The organism is Mycobacterium lacus (assembly GCF_010731535.1).
GTDB classification, from domain to species: Bacteria; Actinomycetota; Actinomycetes; order Mycobacteriales; family Mycobacteriaceae; genus Mycobacterium; species Mycobacterium lacus.
This window is the reverse complement of record NZ_AP022581.1, coordinates 567,800-583,298: the sequence shown is the minus strand read 5'-3', so window position 1 is coordinate 583,298 and position 15,499 is coordinate 567,800. Positions and strand designations below refer to the sequence as shown.

The following is a 15,499-nucleotide window of genomic DNA, read 5'->3' as shown; positions in this document are numbered from 1 at the left end:
TGCGGGGGAGAGGAGCGGCGCCGATGACCCAAGCGGCCGACACCAAAAACCGGGTGGTCCAGCCGGAAATGGTGACGCTGACGATCGACGGCGTCGAAATCAGCGTTCCCAAGGGGACTCTGGTGATTCGCGCCGCCGAGTTGATGGGCATCCAGATCCCGCGGTTCTGTGACCATCCGCTGCTCGAACCCGTCGGCGCGTGCCGACAGTGCCTGGTCGAGGTTGAGGGACAACGCAAGCCGCTGGCGTCGTGCACGACCGTCGCCACCGACGCCATGGTGGTGCGCACCCAACTCACCTCTGCCGCCGCTGACAAGGCCCAGCACGGCGTGATGGAACTGCTGCTGATCAACCATCCGCTGGACTGCCCGATGTGCGACAAGGGCGGCGAATGCCCGCTGCAGAACCAGGCAATGTCCAACGGCCGGGCCGATTCCCGCTTCACCGACGTCAAGCGGACGTTCGCCAAGCCGATCAACATCTCCTCGCAGGTGCTGCTCGACCGCGAGCGGTGCATCTTGTGTGCGCGCTGCACGCGGTTCTCCGACCAGATCGCCGGGGACCCGTTCATTGACATGCAAGAGCGCGGCGCTCTACAGCAGGTCGGCATCTACGCCGATGAGCCGTTCGACTCCTACTTTTCGGGCAACACGGTGCAGATCTGCCCGGTGGGCGCGCTGACCGGGACCGCGTACCGATTTCGGGCGCGCCCGTTCGACCTCGTCTCCAGCCCCAGCGTGTGCGAGCACTGCGCCTCGGGCTGCGCGCAGCGCACCGATCATCGCCGCGGCAAGGTGCTGCGCCGGCTGGCCGGCGACGACCCGGAAGTCAACGAGGAGTGGAACTGCGACAAGGGCCGGTGGGCCTTCACGTACGCGACCCAGCCAGACAGGATCACCGCTCCCCTGATCCGCGATGGCGGGGACCCTCGCGGGGAGCTGGTACCCGCGTCGTGGTCGCACGCGATGGTGGCCGCGGCCCAGGGGCTCGAGGCGGCCCGCGGGCGAACGGGTGTGCTGGTGGGTGGCCGCGTCACCTGGGAGGACGCCTACGCTTATGCCAAGTTCGCACGAATCGCGCTGGGCACCAACGACATCGACTTCCGCACTCGTCCACACTCGGCCGAGGAGGCCGACTTCCTGGCGGCCCGCATCGTCGGCAGAGGCCAGATAGCCGTCAGCTACTCCGACCTGGAGTCCGCGCCGGTGATCCTGCTGGTCGGGTTCGAACCGGAAGACGAGTCGCCGATCGTCTTTTTGCGGTTGCGCAAGGCGGCCCGCAAACACGGCGTGCCGGTCTACGCGATCGCGCCGTTCGCCACTCGCGCGCTGCAGAAGATGTCCGGCCGGTTGCTCAAAACCGCTCCCGGCGAAGAACCCTCGACGCTGGACGGCCTGGCCACCGGTGAGTTGGGCGACCTGTTGGCCACGCCCGGCGCGGTGATCATGGTCGGGGAACGGTTGGCCACAGTCGGCGGCGGCTTGTCCGCCGCGGCGCGGCTGGCCGACGCCACCGGGGCCCGCCTGGCCTGGGTCCCGCGCCGGGCTGGGGAGCGCGGCGCTTTGGAAGCCGGGGCGCTGGCCTCGCTGCTGCCCGGCGGCCGCCCGTTGGCCGACGACGCCGCGCGCGCGCAGGTCTGCGCGGCCTGGCACGTCGACGAATTACCCACCGCCAGCGGGCGTGACGCCGACGGCATGCTGGTCGCCGCCACCGACGGAACGCTGGGCGCGCTGCTGGTCGGCGGTGTGGACCCGGCCGACTTCGCCGATCCGGATGCCGTGCTGGCCGCGCTAGACGCCGCCGGGTTCGTGGTCAGCCTGGAGGTGCGCCACAGCGCCGTCACCGAGCGTGCCGACGTGGTGTTCCCGGTCGCGCCGACGGCCGAGAAGGCCGGCGCCTTCGTCAACTGGGAGGGGCGCTACCGCGGGTTCGGCGCCGCGCTGCAGGGCACCACCCAGCAAGTCGGCCAATCGGATCATCGGGTGCTCGACGCGCTTGCCGATGAAATGGGCGTCCAGCTGGGCGTGGCCACGGTCGAGGAGGCCCGTGCGGAGCTGGCCGGGCTGGGTGTCTGGGACGGCAAGCGCGCCGCCGGTCCCCACGTCGAAGCCGCCCCGCCAGCCCAACCCGAAGCGGGCGAGGCCGTGTTGACCGGCTGGCGGATGCTGCTCGACAGCGGCCGCCTGCAGGACGGCGAACCGCACCTGGCCGGTACCGCACGCAAACCCGTGGTGCGGCTGTCGCCCGACACGGCGGCCGAAATCGGCGCCGCCGACGGCGACGACGTCACGGTCAGCACGTCGCGCGGCTCGATCACGCTGCCGCTCAGTGTGACCGACATGCCGAACCGGGTGGTGTGGCTGCCGCTGAACTCCCCGGGCTCGGCGGTGCACCAGGAGCTCGGTGTGACGATCGGCGGCGTCGTCAAGATCGGTGTGGGCCCGTGAACATCTTCGGGCACGACACCTGGTGGCTGGTGCTGGCCAAGGCGCTCGCCGTATTCGTCTTCCTGATGCTGACGGTGCTGGTCGCGATCCTGGCCGAACGCAAGCTGCTGGGCCGGATGCAGCTGCGGCCCGGCCCCAACCGAGTCGGGCCGAAGGGTGCCCTGCAGAGCCTGGCCGACGGAATCAAGCTGGCGCTCAAGGAGAGCATCACTCCCGGGGGCATCGACCGGTTCGTTTACTTTGTGGCGCCAATCATCTCGGTGATTCCCGCGTTCACCGCGTTTGCGTTCATCCCGTTCGGTCCCGAGGTGTCGGTGTTCGGTCACCGCACACCGTTGCAGATCACCGATCTGCCGGTCGCGGTGCTGTTCATCCTGGCGATGTCGGCGATCGGGGTGTACGGCATCGTGCTGGGTGGTTGGGCGTCGGGCTCCACCTACCCGCTGCTGGGCGGGGTGCGGTCCACCGCCCAGGTCATCTCCTACGAGGTCGCGATGGGCCTGTCGTTTGCGACGGTGTTCCTTCTCGCCGGCACCATGTCGACGTCGGGGATCGTGGCCGCGCAAGACGGTGTCTGGTACGTTTTTTTGCTGCTGCCGTCGTTCATCATCTACCTCATCTCCATGGTCGGTGAAACCAACCGCGCGCCTTTCGATTTGCCCGAGGCCGAGGGTGAGCTGGTCGCGGGTTTCCACACCGAGTACTCCTCGCTGAAGTTCGCGATGTTCATGCTCGCCGAGTACGTCAACATGACCACGGTCTCGGCGCTGGCCGCGACCATGTTCTTCGGCGGCTGGCATGCCCCGTGGCCGCTGAACATGTGGGCGGCGGCCAACACCGGCTGGTGGCCACTGATCTGGTTCACGGCCAAGGTATGGGGCTTTTTGTTCATCTATTTCTGGCTGCGGGCCACGCTGCCCCGGCTGCGCTACGACCAGTTCATGGCCCTGGGCTGGAAGCTGCTGATCCCCGTCTCGTTGGTGTGGGTGATGGTCGCGGCGGTCATCCGCTCGCTGCGCAACCAGGGTTACCAGCAGTGGACCCCGGCGATGGTGATCAGCAGCATCGTCGTGGCCGCGGTGCTGGTGGCATCGCTGCGCAGGCCGTTCACCGCCCCGAGTGTTCGCGCGCTGTCGCGGCAACTGCGCAAGCGTCGCAGTGAACTTCAGGAAAGCGCAAGCACCGCACCGGCATTCCCGACACCGCCGCTGCCGGCGAGCAAGGAGAAGGTACGTGGCTAGATTCTTGGACGCCGTAGCGGGATTCGGCGTCACGCTCGGTTCGATGTTCAAAAGGACCGTCACCGAAGAATATCCGGAGAAGCCGGGTCCGGTGGCACCGCGCTACCACGGCCGGCATCAGCTCAACCGGTACCCGGACGGACTGGAAAAATGCATCGGCTGCGAGTTGTGCGCCTGGGCCTGCCCGGCCGACGCGATCTACGTCGAGGGCGCGGACAATACCGAAGAGGAACGGTATTCACCCGGGGAACGCTACGGGCGGGTCTACCAGATCAACTATCTGCGTTGCATCGGTTGCGGTCTGTGCATCGAGGCCTGCCCGACCCGCGCGCTGACGATGACCAACAACTACGAGATGGCCGACGACAACCGCGCCGACCTGATCTACGAGAAGGACCGGTTGCTGGCCCCACTGCTGCCCGAGATGACCGCGCCGCCGCATCCGCGGGCCGCGGGCGCCACCGATAAGGACTACTACCAGGGCAACGTCACCGCACATGGCTTGCGCGAGAGCCAAACAGTTGGAGATACCCGGTGATCGCGCTACTAGCATCCGACACCATCGTGCGCACCTCCACCGGCGAAGCGGTGACGTTCTGGGTGCTGGGAGCGCTGGCGCTGATCGGCGCGCTGGGGGTGGTGTTCGCCGTCAATGCCGTGTACTCGGCGATGTTCCTGGCGATGACGATGATCATCCTGGCGGTGTTCTACATGGTCTCCGACGCGCTGTTTCTCGGTGTCGTTCAAGTCGTCGTCTATACCGGCGCGGTCATGATGCTGTTCTTGTTCGTGCTGATGCTGATCGGTGTGGATTCGGCCGAATCATTGAAGGAGACGCTGCGCGGCCAGCGGGTTGCCGCCGTGGTGACCGGCGTCGGGTTCGGCGTTCTGCTGGTCGGCGCCATCGGCCACGTGGCGATCGGAAGTTTCACCGGATTGACCGCCGCCAACGCCAACGGCAACGTCGAAGGCCTGGCCGCGCTGATCTTCTCCCGCTATCTGTGGGCATTCGAATTGACCAGCGCGCTGTTGATCACCGCGGCCGTGGGGGCGATGGTGTTGGCGCACCGCGAACGCTTCGAGCGCCGCAGGACCCAGCGGGAACTGTCCGAGGCGCGCTTTCGTGCGGGCGGGCATCCGACGCCGTTGCCCAACCCCGGCGTCTACGCGCGCCACAACGCGGTCGACGTGGCCGCGCTACTCCCCGACGGCTCGTACTCGGAGTTGTCGGTGCCGCCGATACTGCGCACCCGTGGGGCGGACGGCCTACACACACCCCCGCCCGAAACCGTCAGAGGAAGTGCGTCATGAATCCGGCCAACTACCTTTACCTTTCGGCGTTGCTGTTCACCATCGGCGCCGCGGGCGTGCTGCTGCGCCGCAACGCGATCGTGATGTTCATGTGCGTCGAGCTGATGCTCAACGCCGTCAACCTGGCGTTCGTCACCTTCGCGCGGATGCACGGCCATCTGGACGGGCAGATGATCGCGTTCTTCACGATGGTGGTGGCCGCCTGCGAGGTCGTCGTCGGCCTGGCGATCATCATGACGATTTTCCGTGCCCGCAAATCGGCGTCGGTGGACGACGCGAATCTACTCAAAGGCTAAGAACGCCACGATGACTCACTACACCTGGCTGCTCGTAGCACTGCCGCTGGCGGGTGCCGCGATCCTGCTGTTCGGCGGCAGGCGCACCGACCCGTGGGGCCACCTCCTGGGCTGCGCCACCGCGCTCGCGGCGTTCGGGGTGGGCGCGACGCTGCTCGCGGACCTGCTCGGACGCAACGGGGACGACCGCGTCATCCATCAGACGGTGTTCAGCTGGATCCCGGTCGGCGGGCTCCAGGTCGACTTCGGTCTGCAAATCGACCAGCTGTCCATCTGCTTCGTGCTGCTGATCACCGGGGTCGGGTCGCTGATCCACATCTATTCGATCGGCTACATGGCCGAGGACCCGGACCGCCGCCGGTTTTTCGGGTATCTCAACCTGTTTCTGGCCTCGATGCTGTTGCTGGTGGTCGCCGACAACTACGTGGTGCTCTACGTCGGCTGGGAAGGCGTCGGCCTGGCGTCCTACCTGCTGATCGGTTTCTGGTACCACAAGCCGTCGGCGGCCACGGCGGCCAAGAAGGCGTTCGTGATGAACCGGGTCGGCGACGCCGGCCTGGCGCTGGGCATGTTCCTGATGTTCGGCACGTTCGGGACGCTGTCCTATGCGGGAGTGTTCGCCGGCGCACCGGCCGCCAGCCGAGGTGTGCTCACCGTCATCGGGCTGCTGATGTTGTTGGGCGCGTGCGCCAAGTCCGCGCAGGTTCCCCTGCAGGCCTGGTTGGGTGACGCCATGGAGGGCCCCACGCCGGTGTCGGCGTTGATCCATGCCGCCACCATGGTGACCGCCGGCGTGTACCTGATCGTGCGGTCCAACCCGCTGTACGACCTGGCGCCCGACGCGCGGTCGGCCGTGTCCGTCGTCGGCGCCGTCACGTTGCTGTTCGGGGCGATCATCGGCTGCGCCAAGGACGACATCAAACGCGCGCTGGCGGCATCGACGATCAGCCAGATCGGCTACATGGTGCTCGCCGCCGGCCTGGGCCCGGCCGGCTACGCGTTCGCGATCATGCACCTGCTCACCCACGGTTTCTTCAAGGCCGGCCTGTTCCTCGGCTCCGGCGCGGTGATCCACGCGATGCACGAAGAGCAGGACATGCGCCGCTACGGGGGTCTGCGCGCCGCCCTGCCCGTCACCTTTGCGACGTTCGGGCTGGCATATCTGGCGATCATCGGGGTGCCGCCGTTCGCCGGTTTCTTCTCCAAGGACGCCATCATCGAGGCGGCGCTGGGCACCGGCGGCACCCGGGGTTATCTGCTGGGCGGCGCCGCGCTGCTGGGCGCGGGCGTCACCGCGTTCTACATGACGCGGGTGATGCTGATGACGTTCTTCGGCGAAAAGCGTTGGGCGCCAGGCTCGCATCCGCACGAGGCGCCGGCGGTGATGACGTGGCCGATGATCCTGCTCGCCGTCGGTTCGGTGCTCTCCGGCGGCCTGTTCGCGGTCGGCGGCACCCTGCCGCACTGGCTCGAGCCGGTCGTCGGTACTCATGAAGAACCCGCCCACGCCCTGCCGGCCTGGGTAAGCACCACAACGGCGTTGGCAGTTGTTGCCGTCGGTATCGCGGTGGCCTACCGGATGTATGCCACCGCGCCCGTTCCCCGGGTGGCCCCCGTCCGGGTGTCGGTGCTGACGACGGCCGCACGCGTCGACCTCTACGGCGATGCCTTCAACGAGGAGGTGTTCATGCGCCCTGGCGCGCAATTGACCGACGCGCTCGTCGAGGTCGACAACGCGGGTGTGGACGGCTCGATCAATGCGCTGGCCGCGCTGGTGAGCCGGACGTCGAATCGGCTGCGGGGATTGCAAACCGGCTTCGCCCGCAACTACGCGTTGTCGATGCTGCTCGGAGCGGCCCTGGTGGCCGCCGCGATCTGGGCGGTGCAGGCGTGGTGAGGCGCGCCGGCGACGATGCAGAGCGGAGCGATGTGGGGGCACCTCCCGCTTGCGGGGGAGAGGAGCGGCGCTTATGAGCAACGTGCCGTGGCTGAGCGTGCTGTGGCTCCTGCCGCTGTCCGGTTCCGTGCTGATCATCCTGCTGCCCCCGGGGTTACGGCAACTTGCCAAGTGGACCGGCCTGGTGGTCAGTGCGCTGGTGCTGGCGGTGGCGACCGTCATCGCGACCGGATTCAAGACCGGCGGCGCCACTTACCAATTCGTGGAATCCCGTTCGTGGATACCGGCCTTCGGTGCCGGCTACACCCTGGGCGTGGACGGCATCGCGGTGGTGCTGGTGCTACTGACCGCGGTGCTGGTTCCACTGCTGTTGATAGCCGGCTGGAACGACGGTGGGCATCGCACCCGAGGCGTGCACGCCTACGTCGCCCTGACGCTGGCCATCGAGTCGATGGTGCTGATCGCGCTCATCGCGCTCGACGTGTTGCTGTTCTATGTGTTCTTCGAGGCGATGCTCATCCCGATGTACTTCCTCATCGGCGGCTTCGGCCAGGGTCCCGGCCGGTCGCGCGCCGCGGTGAAGTTCTTGCTGTACAACCTGTTCGGCGGCTTGATCATGCTGGCGGCGGTGATCGGGCTGTATGTGGTGACCGCGCAACACGGCTCCGGCAGTTTCGACTTCCGTGACATCGTGGGCGGTTTCTCCTCCGGTCGCTACGGCGCCGACCCCGCGGTGATCAAGGCGCTGTTCTTGGGGTTCATGTTCGCGTTCGCGATCAAGGCCCCGCTGTGGCCGTTCCACCGCTGGCTGCCCGACGCCGCGGTCGAGGCCACACCCGCGAGCGCGGTGCTGATGATGGCGGTGATGGACAAGGTCGGGACCTTCGGCATGCTGCGCTACTGCCTGCAGCTGTTTCCCAGCGCCTCAACGTATTTCCGTCCGTTGATTGTGGCCCTGGCCATCATCGGGGTGGTCTACGGCGCGATCGTGGCGATCGGCCAGTCCGACATGATGCGGCTGATCGCCTACACCTCGATCTCGCACTTCGGATTCATCATCGCGGGCATCTTCGTCATGACCACCCAGGGGCAGAGCGGCTCGACGCTGTACATGCTCAACCACGGCCTGTCCACCGCGGCGGTGTTCCTGATCGCCGGCTTCCTAATCTCGCGGCGCGGCAGCCGGGCCATCGCCGACTACGGCGGCGTGCAAAAAGTGGCTCCCATCCTGGCGGGAACGTTCATGGTTTCGGCCATGGCCACCCTGTCGTTGCCCGGTCTGGCCCCTTTCATCAGCGAATTCCTGGTCCTGCTGGGAACTTTCAACCGTTACTGGCTGGCGGCGGCCTTCGGCGTCACCGCCCTCGTGCTGTCGGCCATCTACATGTTGTGGCTGTATCAGCGCGTCATGACCGGACCGGTGGCGCGCGGCAATGAACGGATCGGTGACTTGGTGCCGCGGGAAATGATCGTCGTCGCACCGCTCATCGCGCTGCTGCTCGTGCTCGGGGTCTACCCCAAACCGATGCTGGACCTGATCAACCCCGCGGTCGAGAACACCATGACCACCATCGGCCAGCATGATCCGGCGCCCACCGTGCCAACCGGCGAACACCGCACAGCCGAAGGACCGCACCGATGACCCTGCCCACCCCCAGCGTCGAGTACTTCCTGTTGTGCCCGATGCTCGTCGTCTTTTCAGTCGCCGTGGCCGGCGTCCTGGTTGAGGCGTTCTTGCCGCGACGATTCCGCTACGCGGCGCAGATGACGCTGGCGCTCGGCGGTTTGATCGCGGCCTTGGTTGCGGTCGTCGTGGTGGCGAAATCGATTCCGGCACACGGTAGTAGCGCGGTGCTGGGTGCGGTGGCCGTTGATCGCCCGACGCTGTTTGTGCACGGCACCGTGCTGCTGGTCGCCGTGATGGCCGTCATCTTCGTTGGCGAACGCACCGCCGCGGGCAAAGCCGCCGGCACGAAGGTGCGCGCCATGGCCGGCGCCGGGCTGGATTTCTTTACACCCCAGGCATCCGCGGTCCCCGGCAGTGACGCCGAGCGCGAGGCGGAGCGGGCGGGAGCCGCGCAGACCGAGCTCTTCCCGCTGGTGATGCTTGCTGTCGGCGGCATGATGGTGTTTCCCGCCTCTAATGACCTGTTGACGATGTTCGTCGCGCTGGAGGTGCTGTCGCTGCCGCTGTACCTGATGTGCGGCCTGGCCCGGCACCGACGGCTGCTGTCGCAGGAAGCCGCGATGAAGTACTTCCTGCTGGGCGCGTTCTCCTCGGCGTTTTTCCTCTACGGTGTGGCATTGCTCTACGGCGCCACCGGCACGCTGACCCTGCCGGGCATCCGGAAGGCGCTGGTGTCCAACGGCGACAACTCGATGGCGTTGGTCGGCGTCGCGCTGCTGTCGGTCGGCCTGCTGTTCAAGGTCGGCGCGGTTCCGTTCCACTCCTGGATTCCGGACGTGTACCAGGGCGCGCCCACCCCGATCACGGGGTTCATGGCGGCGGCCACCAAGGTCGCCGCGTTCGGCGCCCTGCTGCGAGTGGTCTATGTGGCGCTGCCCCCGCTGCACGATCAGTGGCGGCCGGTGCTGTGGGCCATCTCGATCCTGACCATGACGGTGGGCACCATCACCGCGGTGAACCAGACCGACGTCAAGCGGATGCTGGCCTATTCGTCGGTGGCGCACGTCGGTTTCATCCTGACCGGCGTGATCGCCGACAGCCCCGCTGGCCTATCGTCGACGCTGTTCTATTTGGTCGCCTACAGCTTCAGCACGGTGGGCGCGTTCGCCATCGTCGGCCTGATCCGCAACGCCGACGGTGTCGAGGACGCCGACCTGTCGCACTGGGCCGGGCTCGGGCAGCGCTCACCCATTGTGGGCGTGATGTTTTCGATGTTTCTGCTGGCCTTCGCCGGCATCCCGCTGACCAGTGGGTTCGTCAGCAAGTTCGCCGTGTTCAAGGCGGCCGCCCAGGGCGGCGCGGTGCCGCTGGTGGTCATCGGTGTGATCGCTAGTGGGGTCGCCGCCTACTTCTACGTCCGCGTCATCGTGTTGATGTTCTTCACCGAGGCATCCGGCGACACACCGCAGGTGGTGGCGCCCGGCGTGCTGAGCAAGGCCGCCATCGCCGTGTGCGCCTTGGTCACCGTGATTTTGGGCATCGTGCCGCAGCCGGTGCTCGATCTGGCCGAGCGCGCGGCCCAGTTGCTGCACTGAGTCGGCCGCGGCAGTTCGGGTTAAGGCTGGCCGAAGAAGCCCGACTGTTCATCGCCCCGGTTGAAGCCGCCCGAGCTGTGGGTGCCCGAGTTGGCGACGCCCGATAGCGCTTCGCCTGAGTTACGGATGCAACGCTCGATCCGTCAGGGCTGACCGAAAAGACCCGCCTGGAAGTCGCCCTGGTTGAACGCGCCCGCGCTGTTGTCACCCGAGTTCGCGAGGCCGGAGCTGAGAGATCCTGACTGATAGATGCCCGAGCTAAAGCCCGCAACCGCCGAGTTCGCAATGCCGTAGTTGAAGCTACCCGAGTTGCCGATTCCCGTGTTGTTGCTGCCCGTGTTGAGCAGGCCCGTTTGCCCGTCGCCCGAATTCTGGAAGCCCGAGCTTTCGTCGCCCACATTCTGGAAGCCGGAGGTATTGGTGCCCGAGTTGAAGAAGCCCGAGACATTGGTGCCGGTGTTGCCGAAGCCGGACGAGGTGGCACCGGCTGGGGTGACCGAGCTGCCAATCGCCGTGTTGAAGTCACCCGCGTTATACAGGCCCGTATTGACGTCACCGGCGTTGCCGAAGCCCGTGTTTATGGTGCCCGAGTTGAAGAGGCCGGTATTCAAGTTGCCGGAACTAAACCCGCCGGTGTTGTCAAAGCCCGAATTTCCAAAACCTAGGTTGGCTCCGCCCGCATTCCCGAAGCCCATGTTGTTGCTACCGGCGTTCCCGACCCCGAAGTTCAAGCCGCCCCCGTTGCCGAAGCCGGTGTTGATCGAGCCCGCGTTCCAGAAGCCCGTGTTGACGTCACCGGAATTGCCGAAGCCAAAGTTACCGTCCCCCGAGTTGAAGAAACCGAAGTTCCCATCCCCGGAGTTGAAGAACCCGATGTTGTTGTTGCCGGAGTTCCCGAAGCCAATGTTTCCCATGCCCGAGTTCAGCTCACCGATGCCCACCAGATTGTCGCCGGTGAGCCCGAAACCGATGTTGTTGTTGCCGTTGTTCCCGAAGCCGAAGTTGTTGTTGCCCAGGTTCCCGAACCCGATGTTGGAATTGCCATTGTTGCCGCTACCGATGTTGAAGGAGCCGAAGTTGCCAGCACCGAAGTTGTTGCCGAACGTGTTTCCGCCGCCAAAGTTTCCGTCGCCAAAGCGATTCCCGAACCCGAAGTTCCCATCACCAAAGAGGTTTCCACTACCCCAGTTGACGTTGCCGATGTTGCCCCAGCCGAAGTTGGTGTTGCCCTGATTCCCGCTACCCAGGTTCGCAAAACCGAAGTTCCCGCTGCCCAGGTTGAGGTTCCCGATGTTGCCGCCGCCCAGGTTGAGGCTGCCGAAGTTTCCGTTGCCGAAGTTCAACACGCCCTCGTTGCCGCCGCCCAGGTTCCAGCTGCCGATGTTGCCAAGACCCGTGTTGATGGCTGGGACATTCACCACGGTTGCGGCAGCCGACGACGCGGCAGCCATGCCGGCCGCAGGCGCGGCAAACGCGCGAGCCGCGGCCAGGGGCGCCGCAAGCGGGCTGGCCTCAACCGCGCCGGCCAACCGGGCGGCGGCCGCGGCCACCCGCGCCGACGCCGGCGCACCCGCGGCCACACTGGCCACCCGCGCCGCGGCCGCGGCCACCTTGGCCGGAGCCGGAGTGCCCGACAGCGCACCGGCCGCCGCCGCGGCAATCGGGCTGGCCGCCGCCGCGGCCACCTGGCCCGGCAGGCTCTTCAACGCCTGTTGCCACGACGGCAACGCCGCCGCGGCCGCCGACGCCCCGCCGTGATAGCCCACCATCGCGGCCACATCCTGGGCCCACATTTCCTCATAGAGGGCCTCGGCGGCCGCAATCGCCGGCGCATTCTGCCCAAACAAATTCGACAGGACCAGCTGCACGAACGCATTACGGTTGGCCGCCACCGCCAGCGGATGAATCATCGCCGCCCGCGCCGCCTCAAACGCGCTCGCCACCGCCTTGGCCTGAGCCGAGGCCCCCGCGGCCCGCGCCGCCGCCGCACTCAACCAGCCCGCATACGGCGCCGCCGCGGCCAGCATCGCCGCCGAGGCCGGACCCTGCCACGCCTGACCCGCCAGCCCGGAGGTGACCGACGCAAACGAATCCGCCGCCGAACCCAACTCCGACGCCAACCCGTCCCAGGCCACCGCCGCCTCCAACATCGGCCCCGAACCGGCCCCAGTGAACATCCGCAACGAATTGATCTCCGGCGGCAAGACCGAGTAGTTCATGAGCCCGTCCTTTCAATGGGTCGCCACACGACGTTCCGCTTCGGGTTGCGCGCCGCCCGCCCACGACTCAGGCATCCGCGCATGTCACTTCGCCCGTAGGAACAAACTCTAAGAAGGTCGCGGCGCAATGTCCGGGGTTTCGCAAAACCCGTTTACATTTCGTTGAAACGCCGCGCAAGCGAGCGCGAGATCAGCCCATGAACGGGCGAATGACCACCACGTAGATCGCCAGCACCGCCAACGGCGCCACCAACGGCAACCACGGCAACTGCAACGGGAACGACGTCACAACCACCCCGGCGAAGGTGAACCCAACGGCGGCAATGGCCGTCGGCCAGCTCGCCAGGACGGCACCGGCGGACGTGCCGGCCGCGTGCCGGCACACCAGGTAGGCGGCGGCGGAAAGTCCCGACACCGCGGCGAGCCCCTGCGGTGGAGCGGACACCGCGATCACAGACACCGCCAGCAGCACGGCAATCGTTGCGGCCAGGCGAAACATCACCCCCAGCCCGACGGCAATCACGGCGGCGAACCCCGCGACAGTTGCGGGCCCGTGGGATCCGACGGCGGCCGAACCCACCATCAGAAGCCCGAACGTCGTCGCCAGGGCATGGGCACCGGACTGCGCGATAGCCGTCATGTCAGCGCCTCGCCCACAATCGCACCCGACGACGCCGGTCGGGCAGCGCACCCATCGACTGCTCCAACGAGCGATCCTCCGGCCAGGACAACACGTCGACACCGATGGTGGCCATGTCGCGATACATGGCGGAGCGTTGCAACGCCCACATGCGCGCCACCAGCGGATCCTGCTCGCTCTCAAAGGGCGAACTGTCGAGGACGTCCACGGCGACCACGACATGACCCCGTCTGCGCAAGTCGATCAGTGCCAGCGCGAATTCGGTGTCGAGCAGCGTGGAGAACGCGATGACGATCGCCCCCGCCGGAACGGCGGCGCGCGGAGCCAGGGTGCCGGTCGTGTTTTCGAATCCGTCGCCGGCGCCGAGCACGGTATCGAGCACTCGGTAGAACTGACGCTGCCCGATGTCGGCGCCAAGCCAGCGCGGGCGGTTGCCCCCGAGCGCGACGATGCCCGCGCGGTCACCGTTTCGCAAGGCGGTCTGCACCACCTGCGCTGCGCCTCGCACGACTCGTTCGGTGGCCCGCGTCGCCGGGCCGGCCGGCTGCCGGTACCCGTCGATCAGCACCACCACGTCGGCGGCGCGGTCGGTCAACCGCTGCGTCACGTGCAACTGGCGCCGGCGCGCACTCACCGCCCAGTTCACGGCGCGCAGCTGGTCGCCGGGGACATAGGGGCGAATGTCGGCGTACTCGACGCCCGGACCGATGTGCCGGGTCAGGTGGGCACCCAGACGGTCGAGCAACTCCGTCCGCGGGATCGGTGTCGACTGCGGCGGTGTCAGCGGAAACACGATGACCTCGGCGGCGTCGGCGGTCCCGGTGCCCGTCACCAACCCGCCGCGCGCGAGGACGTCCACCCGGCCCCGGATGGGATATCGGCCCCAACGTTGCGCGGCCGCCGCGACCGTTTTCACCTGGGGAGCACCCGAATCGACGACGTCGAGCTGCATTCCCGCGACGGCCGCGACGGTGAGTTCGACCGACGCGGCCTCGGAATCCGTTGTTGCCCACACCTTCAGCCGGACCTGCTCGCCCTCGAAGCATCGCTGCGAGGACGGCTCGGAGTGCACGTGGATCGTCGGAACCGGGCGCTGCCAGCTGATCGAGCACAGCACGCCCAGCAACGGCGCCGCGAACGCAATCAGCTGCCAGCGAGCGCCGACGACCGCGGCGGCCAGCGCGGCACCGGTGCAGGTGGCAGTCGACAACGTCAGTTGTGATGCACGCCAGCGCAACTGGACTTCACGCGTTTGGATCACCCATGCGTCCCGTCAGTTCGGGGCACCGGCAAGCGCCGCAACAGTTCTCCGACGACGTCGGCGCCCTGAATCTTGCGCACCCACATCTCCGGGCGCAACGTGATGCGGTGCGCGACGGTCGGAATGGCAAGCGCTTTGACATCTTCGGGAATCACGTAATCCCGGCCGAGCAGTAGGGCACGGGCGCGGGCGAGTTGGACCAGGTCGAGTTCGGCCCGCGGGCTGGCGCCCACCGCGACCTGCGGATGGTGCCGGGTCGCGGTGGCCAGCGACACCACGTAGTGCAAGACGTCCTCGTGCACCGTCACCTGCTCGACCGATTCCCGCATGGCCAGCAGATCGTGGGCGTCCACAACCTGATTCACCGTCGGCTCGGCCGAGCCCCGGTCGAGGCGGCGGCGCAGCATCGAGGTCTCGTCGCGCTCGGAGAGGTATCGCAGCTCCAGCCGGATCGCGAACCGGTCCAGCTGCGCCTCGGGCAATGGATAGGTGCCCTCGTACTCGATGGGATTGTCGGTGGCCAAAACGATGAACGGCACGGGCAGCTTGTGGGTTTGGCCGTCGATGCTCACCTGGCCCTCCGCCATCGCCTCCAGCAATGCCGCTTGTGTTTTGGGCGGCGTTCGGTTGATCTCGTCGGCCATCAGCAGGTTGGTGAAAATGGGTCCGGCGCGGAATTCGAAGCGGCCCGACGGCATGTCATAGATGGTCGAGCCGAGCAGGTCCGCCGGCAGCAGATCGGGCGTGAACTGCACACGAGTGAATCCGAGTCCCAGCGCGGCCGCGAAGGATCGTGCGATCAGCGTTTTGCCCAGTCCGGGGAGATCCTCGATGAGCACATGGCCACGCGCGAGCACGGCGGTGAGGATGAGCGTGAGCGCGGCGCGCTTCCCCACCACGACACGTTCGATTTCATCGAGCACCGCCTCGCAGTGGGCGGTGGTCGTGGCGGCGGGCATCGTCAT

General features: G+C 67.1%; 12 protein-coding genes. 8 read left to right on the top strand and 4 right to left on the bottom strand.

Features of this window, described 5'->3' with window-relative positions; genetic code table 11:
• The first annotated feature begins 23 nt into the window (after window positions 1–23).
• The 8 genes from G6N24_RS02830 to nuoN all read left to right on the top strand — a co-directional run bounded on the left by G6N24_RS02830 (window position 24) and on the right by nuoN (window position 10,414).
• Complete coding sequence (locus G6N24_RS02830) at window positions 24–2,447, top strand: NADH-quinone oxidoreductase subunit G (RefSeq protein ID WP_085161292.1); 2,424 nt, start codon at window positions 24–26, stop codon at window positions 2,445–2,447.
• Window positions 2,444–3,688, top strand: coding sequence for an NADH-quinone oxidoreductase subunit NuoH (nuoH, locus tag G6N24_RS02825; protein ID WP_085161294.1), 1,245 nt, complete (start codon window positions 2,444–2,446; stop codon window positions 3,686–3,688). The genes G6N24_RS02830 and nuoH overlap by 4 nt, the downstream gene beginning before the upstream one ends.
• A 43-nt stretch (window positions 3,689–3,731) precedes the next feature.
• Entirely contained in the window at window positions 3,732–4,226 is a 495-nt protein-coding gene (nuoI, locus tag G6N24_RS02820; RefSeq protein ID WP_232070856.1) for an NADH-quinone oxidoreductase subunit NuoI, read from the top strand.
• Window positions 4,223–4,999, top strand: coding sequence for an NADH-quinone oxidoreductase subunit J (locus G6N24_RS02815; protein WP_085161298.1), 777 nt, complete (start codon window positions 4,223–4,225; stop codon window positions 4,997–4,999). Before nuoI ends, G6N24_RS02815 begins: the two co-directional genes overlap by 4 nt.
• Window positions 4,996–5,295: an NADH-quinone oxidoreductase subunit NuoK gene (gene nuoK / locus G6N24_RS02810; RefSeq protein ID WP_047313174.1), complete on the top strand. Its 300-nt coding sequence runs from the start codon at window positions 4,996–4,998 to the stop codon at window positions 5,293–5,295. Before G6N24_RS02815 ends, nuoK begins: the two co-directional genes overlap by 4 nt.
• Window positions 5,296–5,305: 10 nt before the next feature.
• Window positions 5,306–7,192 carry an NADH-quinone oxidoreductase subunit L gene (gene nuoL, locus G6N24_RS02805; protein ID WP_085161300.1) on the top strand — a complete coding sequence of 629 codons (1,887 nt, stop codon included), beginning with the start codon at window positions 5,306–5,308 and terminating at the stop codon, window positions 7,190–7,192.
• A 73-nt stretch (window positions 7,193–7,265) separates the two neighbouring features.
• A complete protein-coding gene (locus G6N24_RS02800) occupies window positions 7,266–8,834 on the top strand; it encodes an NADH-quinone oxidoreductase subunit M (protein WP_085161302.1) in 1,569 nt (522 codons plus the stop codon).
• Window positions 8,831–10,414, top strand: a complete 1,584-nt coding sequence (nuoN, locus tag G6N24_RS02795; protein WP_085161304.1) for an NADH-quinone oxidoreductase subunit NuoN — start codon at window positions 8,831–8,833, stop codon at window positions 10,412–10,414. Before G6N24_RS02800 ends, nuoN begins: the two co-directional genes overlap by 4 nt.
• Window positions 10,415–10,557: 143 nt before the next feature.
• Here nuoN and G6N24_RS02790 read toward each other — a convergent pair whose 3' ends face one another.
• The 4 genes from G6N24_RS02790 to G6N24_RS02775 all read right to left on the bottom strand — a co-directional run bounded on the left by G6N24_RS02790 (window position 10,558) and on the right by G6N24_RS02775 (window position 15,499).
• Entirely contained in the window at window positions 10,558–12,633 is a 2,076-nt protein-coding gene (locus G6N24_RS02790) for a PPE family protein (protein ID WP_085161306.1), read from the bottom strand.
• A 190-nt stretch (window positions 12,634–12,823) separates the two neighbouring features.
• On the bottom strand, window positions 12,824–13,273 hold the full coding sequence (locus G6N24_RS02785) for a hypothetical protein (protein WP_085161308.1): 450 nt from the start codon (window positions 13,271–13,273) through the stop codon (window positions 12,824–12,826).
• A 1-nt stretch (window position 13,274) separates the two neighbouring features.
• Window positions 13,275–14,534 carry a DUF58 domain-containing protein gene (locus G6N24_RS02780; RefSeq protein WP_085161310.1) on the bottom strand — a complete coding sequence of 420 codons (1,260 nt, stop codon included), beginning with the start codon at window positions 14,532–14,534 and terminating at the stop codon, window positions 13,275–13,277.
• Window positions 14,531–15,499: an AAA family ATPase gene (locus tag G6N24_RS02775; protein WP_085161312.1), complete on the bottom strand. Its 969-nt coding sequence runs from the start codon at window positions 15,497–15,499 to the stop codon at window positions 14,531–14,533. Before G6N24_RS02775 ends, G6N24_RS02780 begins: the two co-directional genes overlap by 4 nt.

Excerpts from the sequence above, each read along its gene's own strand:
- nuoK (WP_047313174.1), top strand. The coding sequence starts at position 4,996 with ATGAATCCGGCCAACTACCTTTACCTTTCGGCGTTGCTGTTCACCATC.
- G6N24_RS02785 (WP_085161308.1), bottom strand. The coding sequence starts at position 13,273 with ATGACGGCTATCGCGCAGTCCGGTGCCCATGCCCTGGCGACGACGTTC.
- nuoL (WP_085161300.1), top strand. The coding sequence starts at position 5,306 with ATGACTCACTACACCTGGCTGCTCGTAGCACTGCCGCTGGCGGGTGCC.
- G6N24_RS02830 (WP_085161292.1), top strand. The coding sequence starts at position 24 with ATGACCCAAGCGGCCGACACCAAAAACCGGGTGGTCCAGCCGGAAATG.
- nuoN (WP_085161304.1), top strand. The coding sequence starts at position 8,831 with ATGACCCTGCCCACCCCCAGCGTCGAGTACTTCCTGTTGTGCCCGATG.
- nuoI (WP_232070856.1), top strand. The coding sequence starts at position 3,732 with ATGTTCAAAAGGACCGTCACCGAAGAATATCCGGAGAAGCCGGGTCCG.
- G6N24_RS02790 (WP_085161306.1), bottom strand. The coding sequence starts at position 12,633 with ATGAACTACTCGGTCTTGCCGCCGGAGATCAATTCGTTGCGGATGTTC.
- G6N24_RS02775 (WP_085161312.1), bottom strand. The coding sequence starts at position 15,499 with ATGACGATGCCCGCCGCCACGACCACCGCCCACTGCGAGGCGGTGCTC.
- G6N24_RS02800 (WP_085161302.1), top strand. The coding sequence starts at position 7,266 with ATGAGCAACGTGCCGTGGCTGAGCGTGCTGTGGCTCCTGCCGCTGTCC.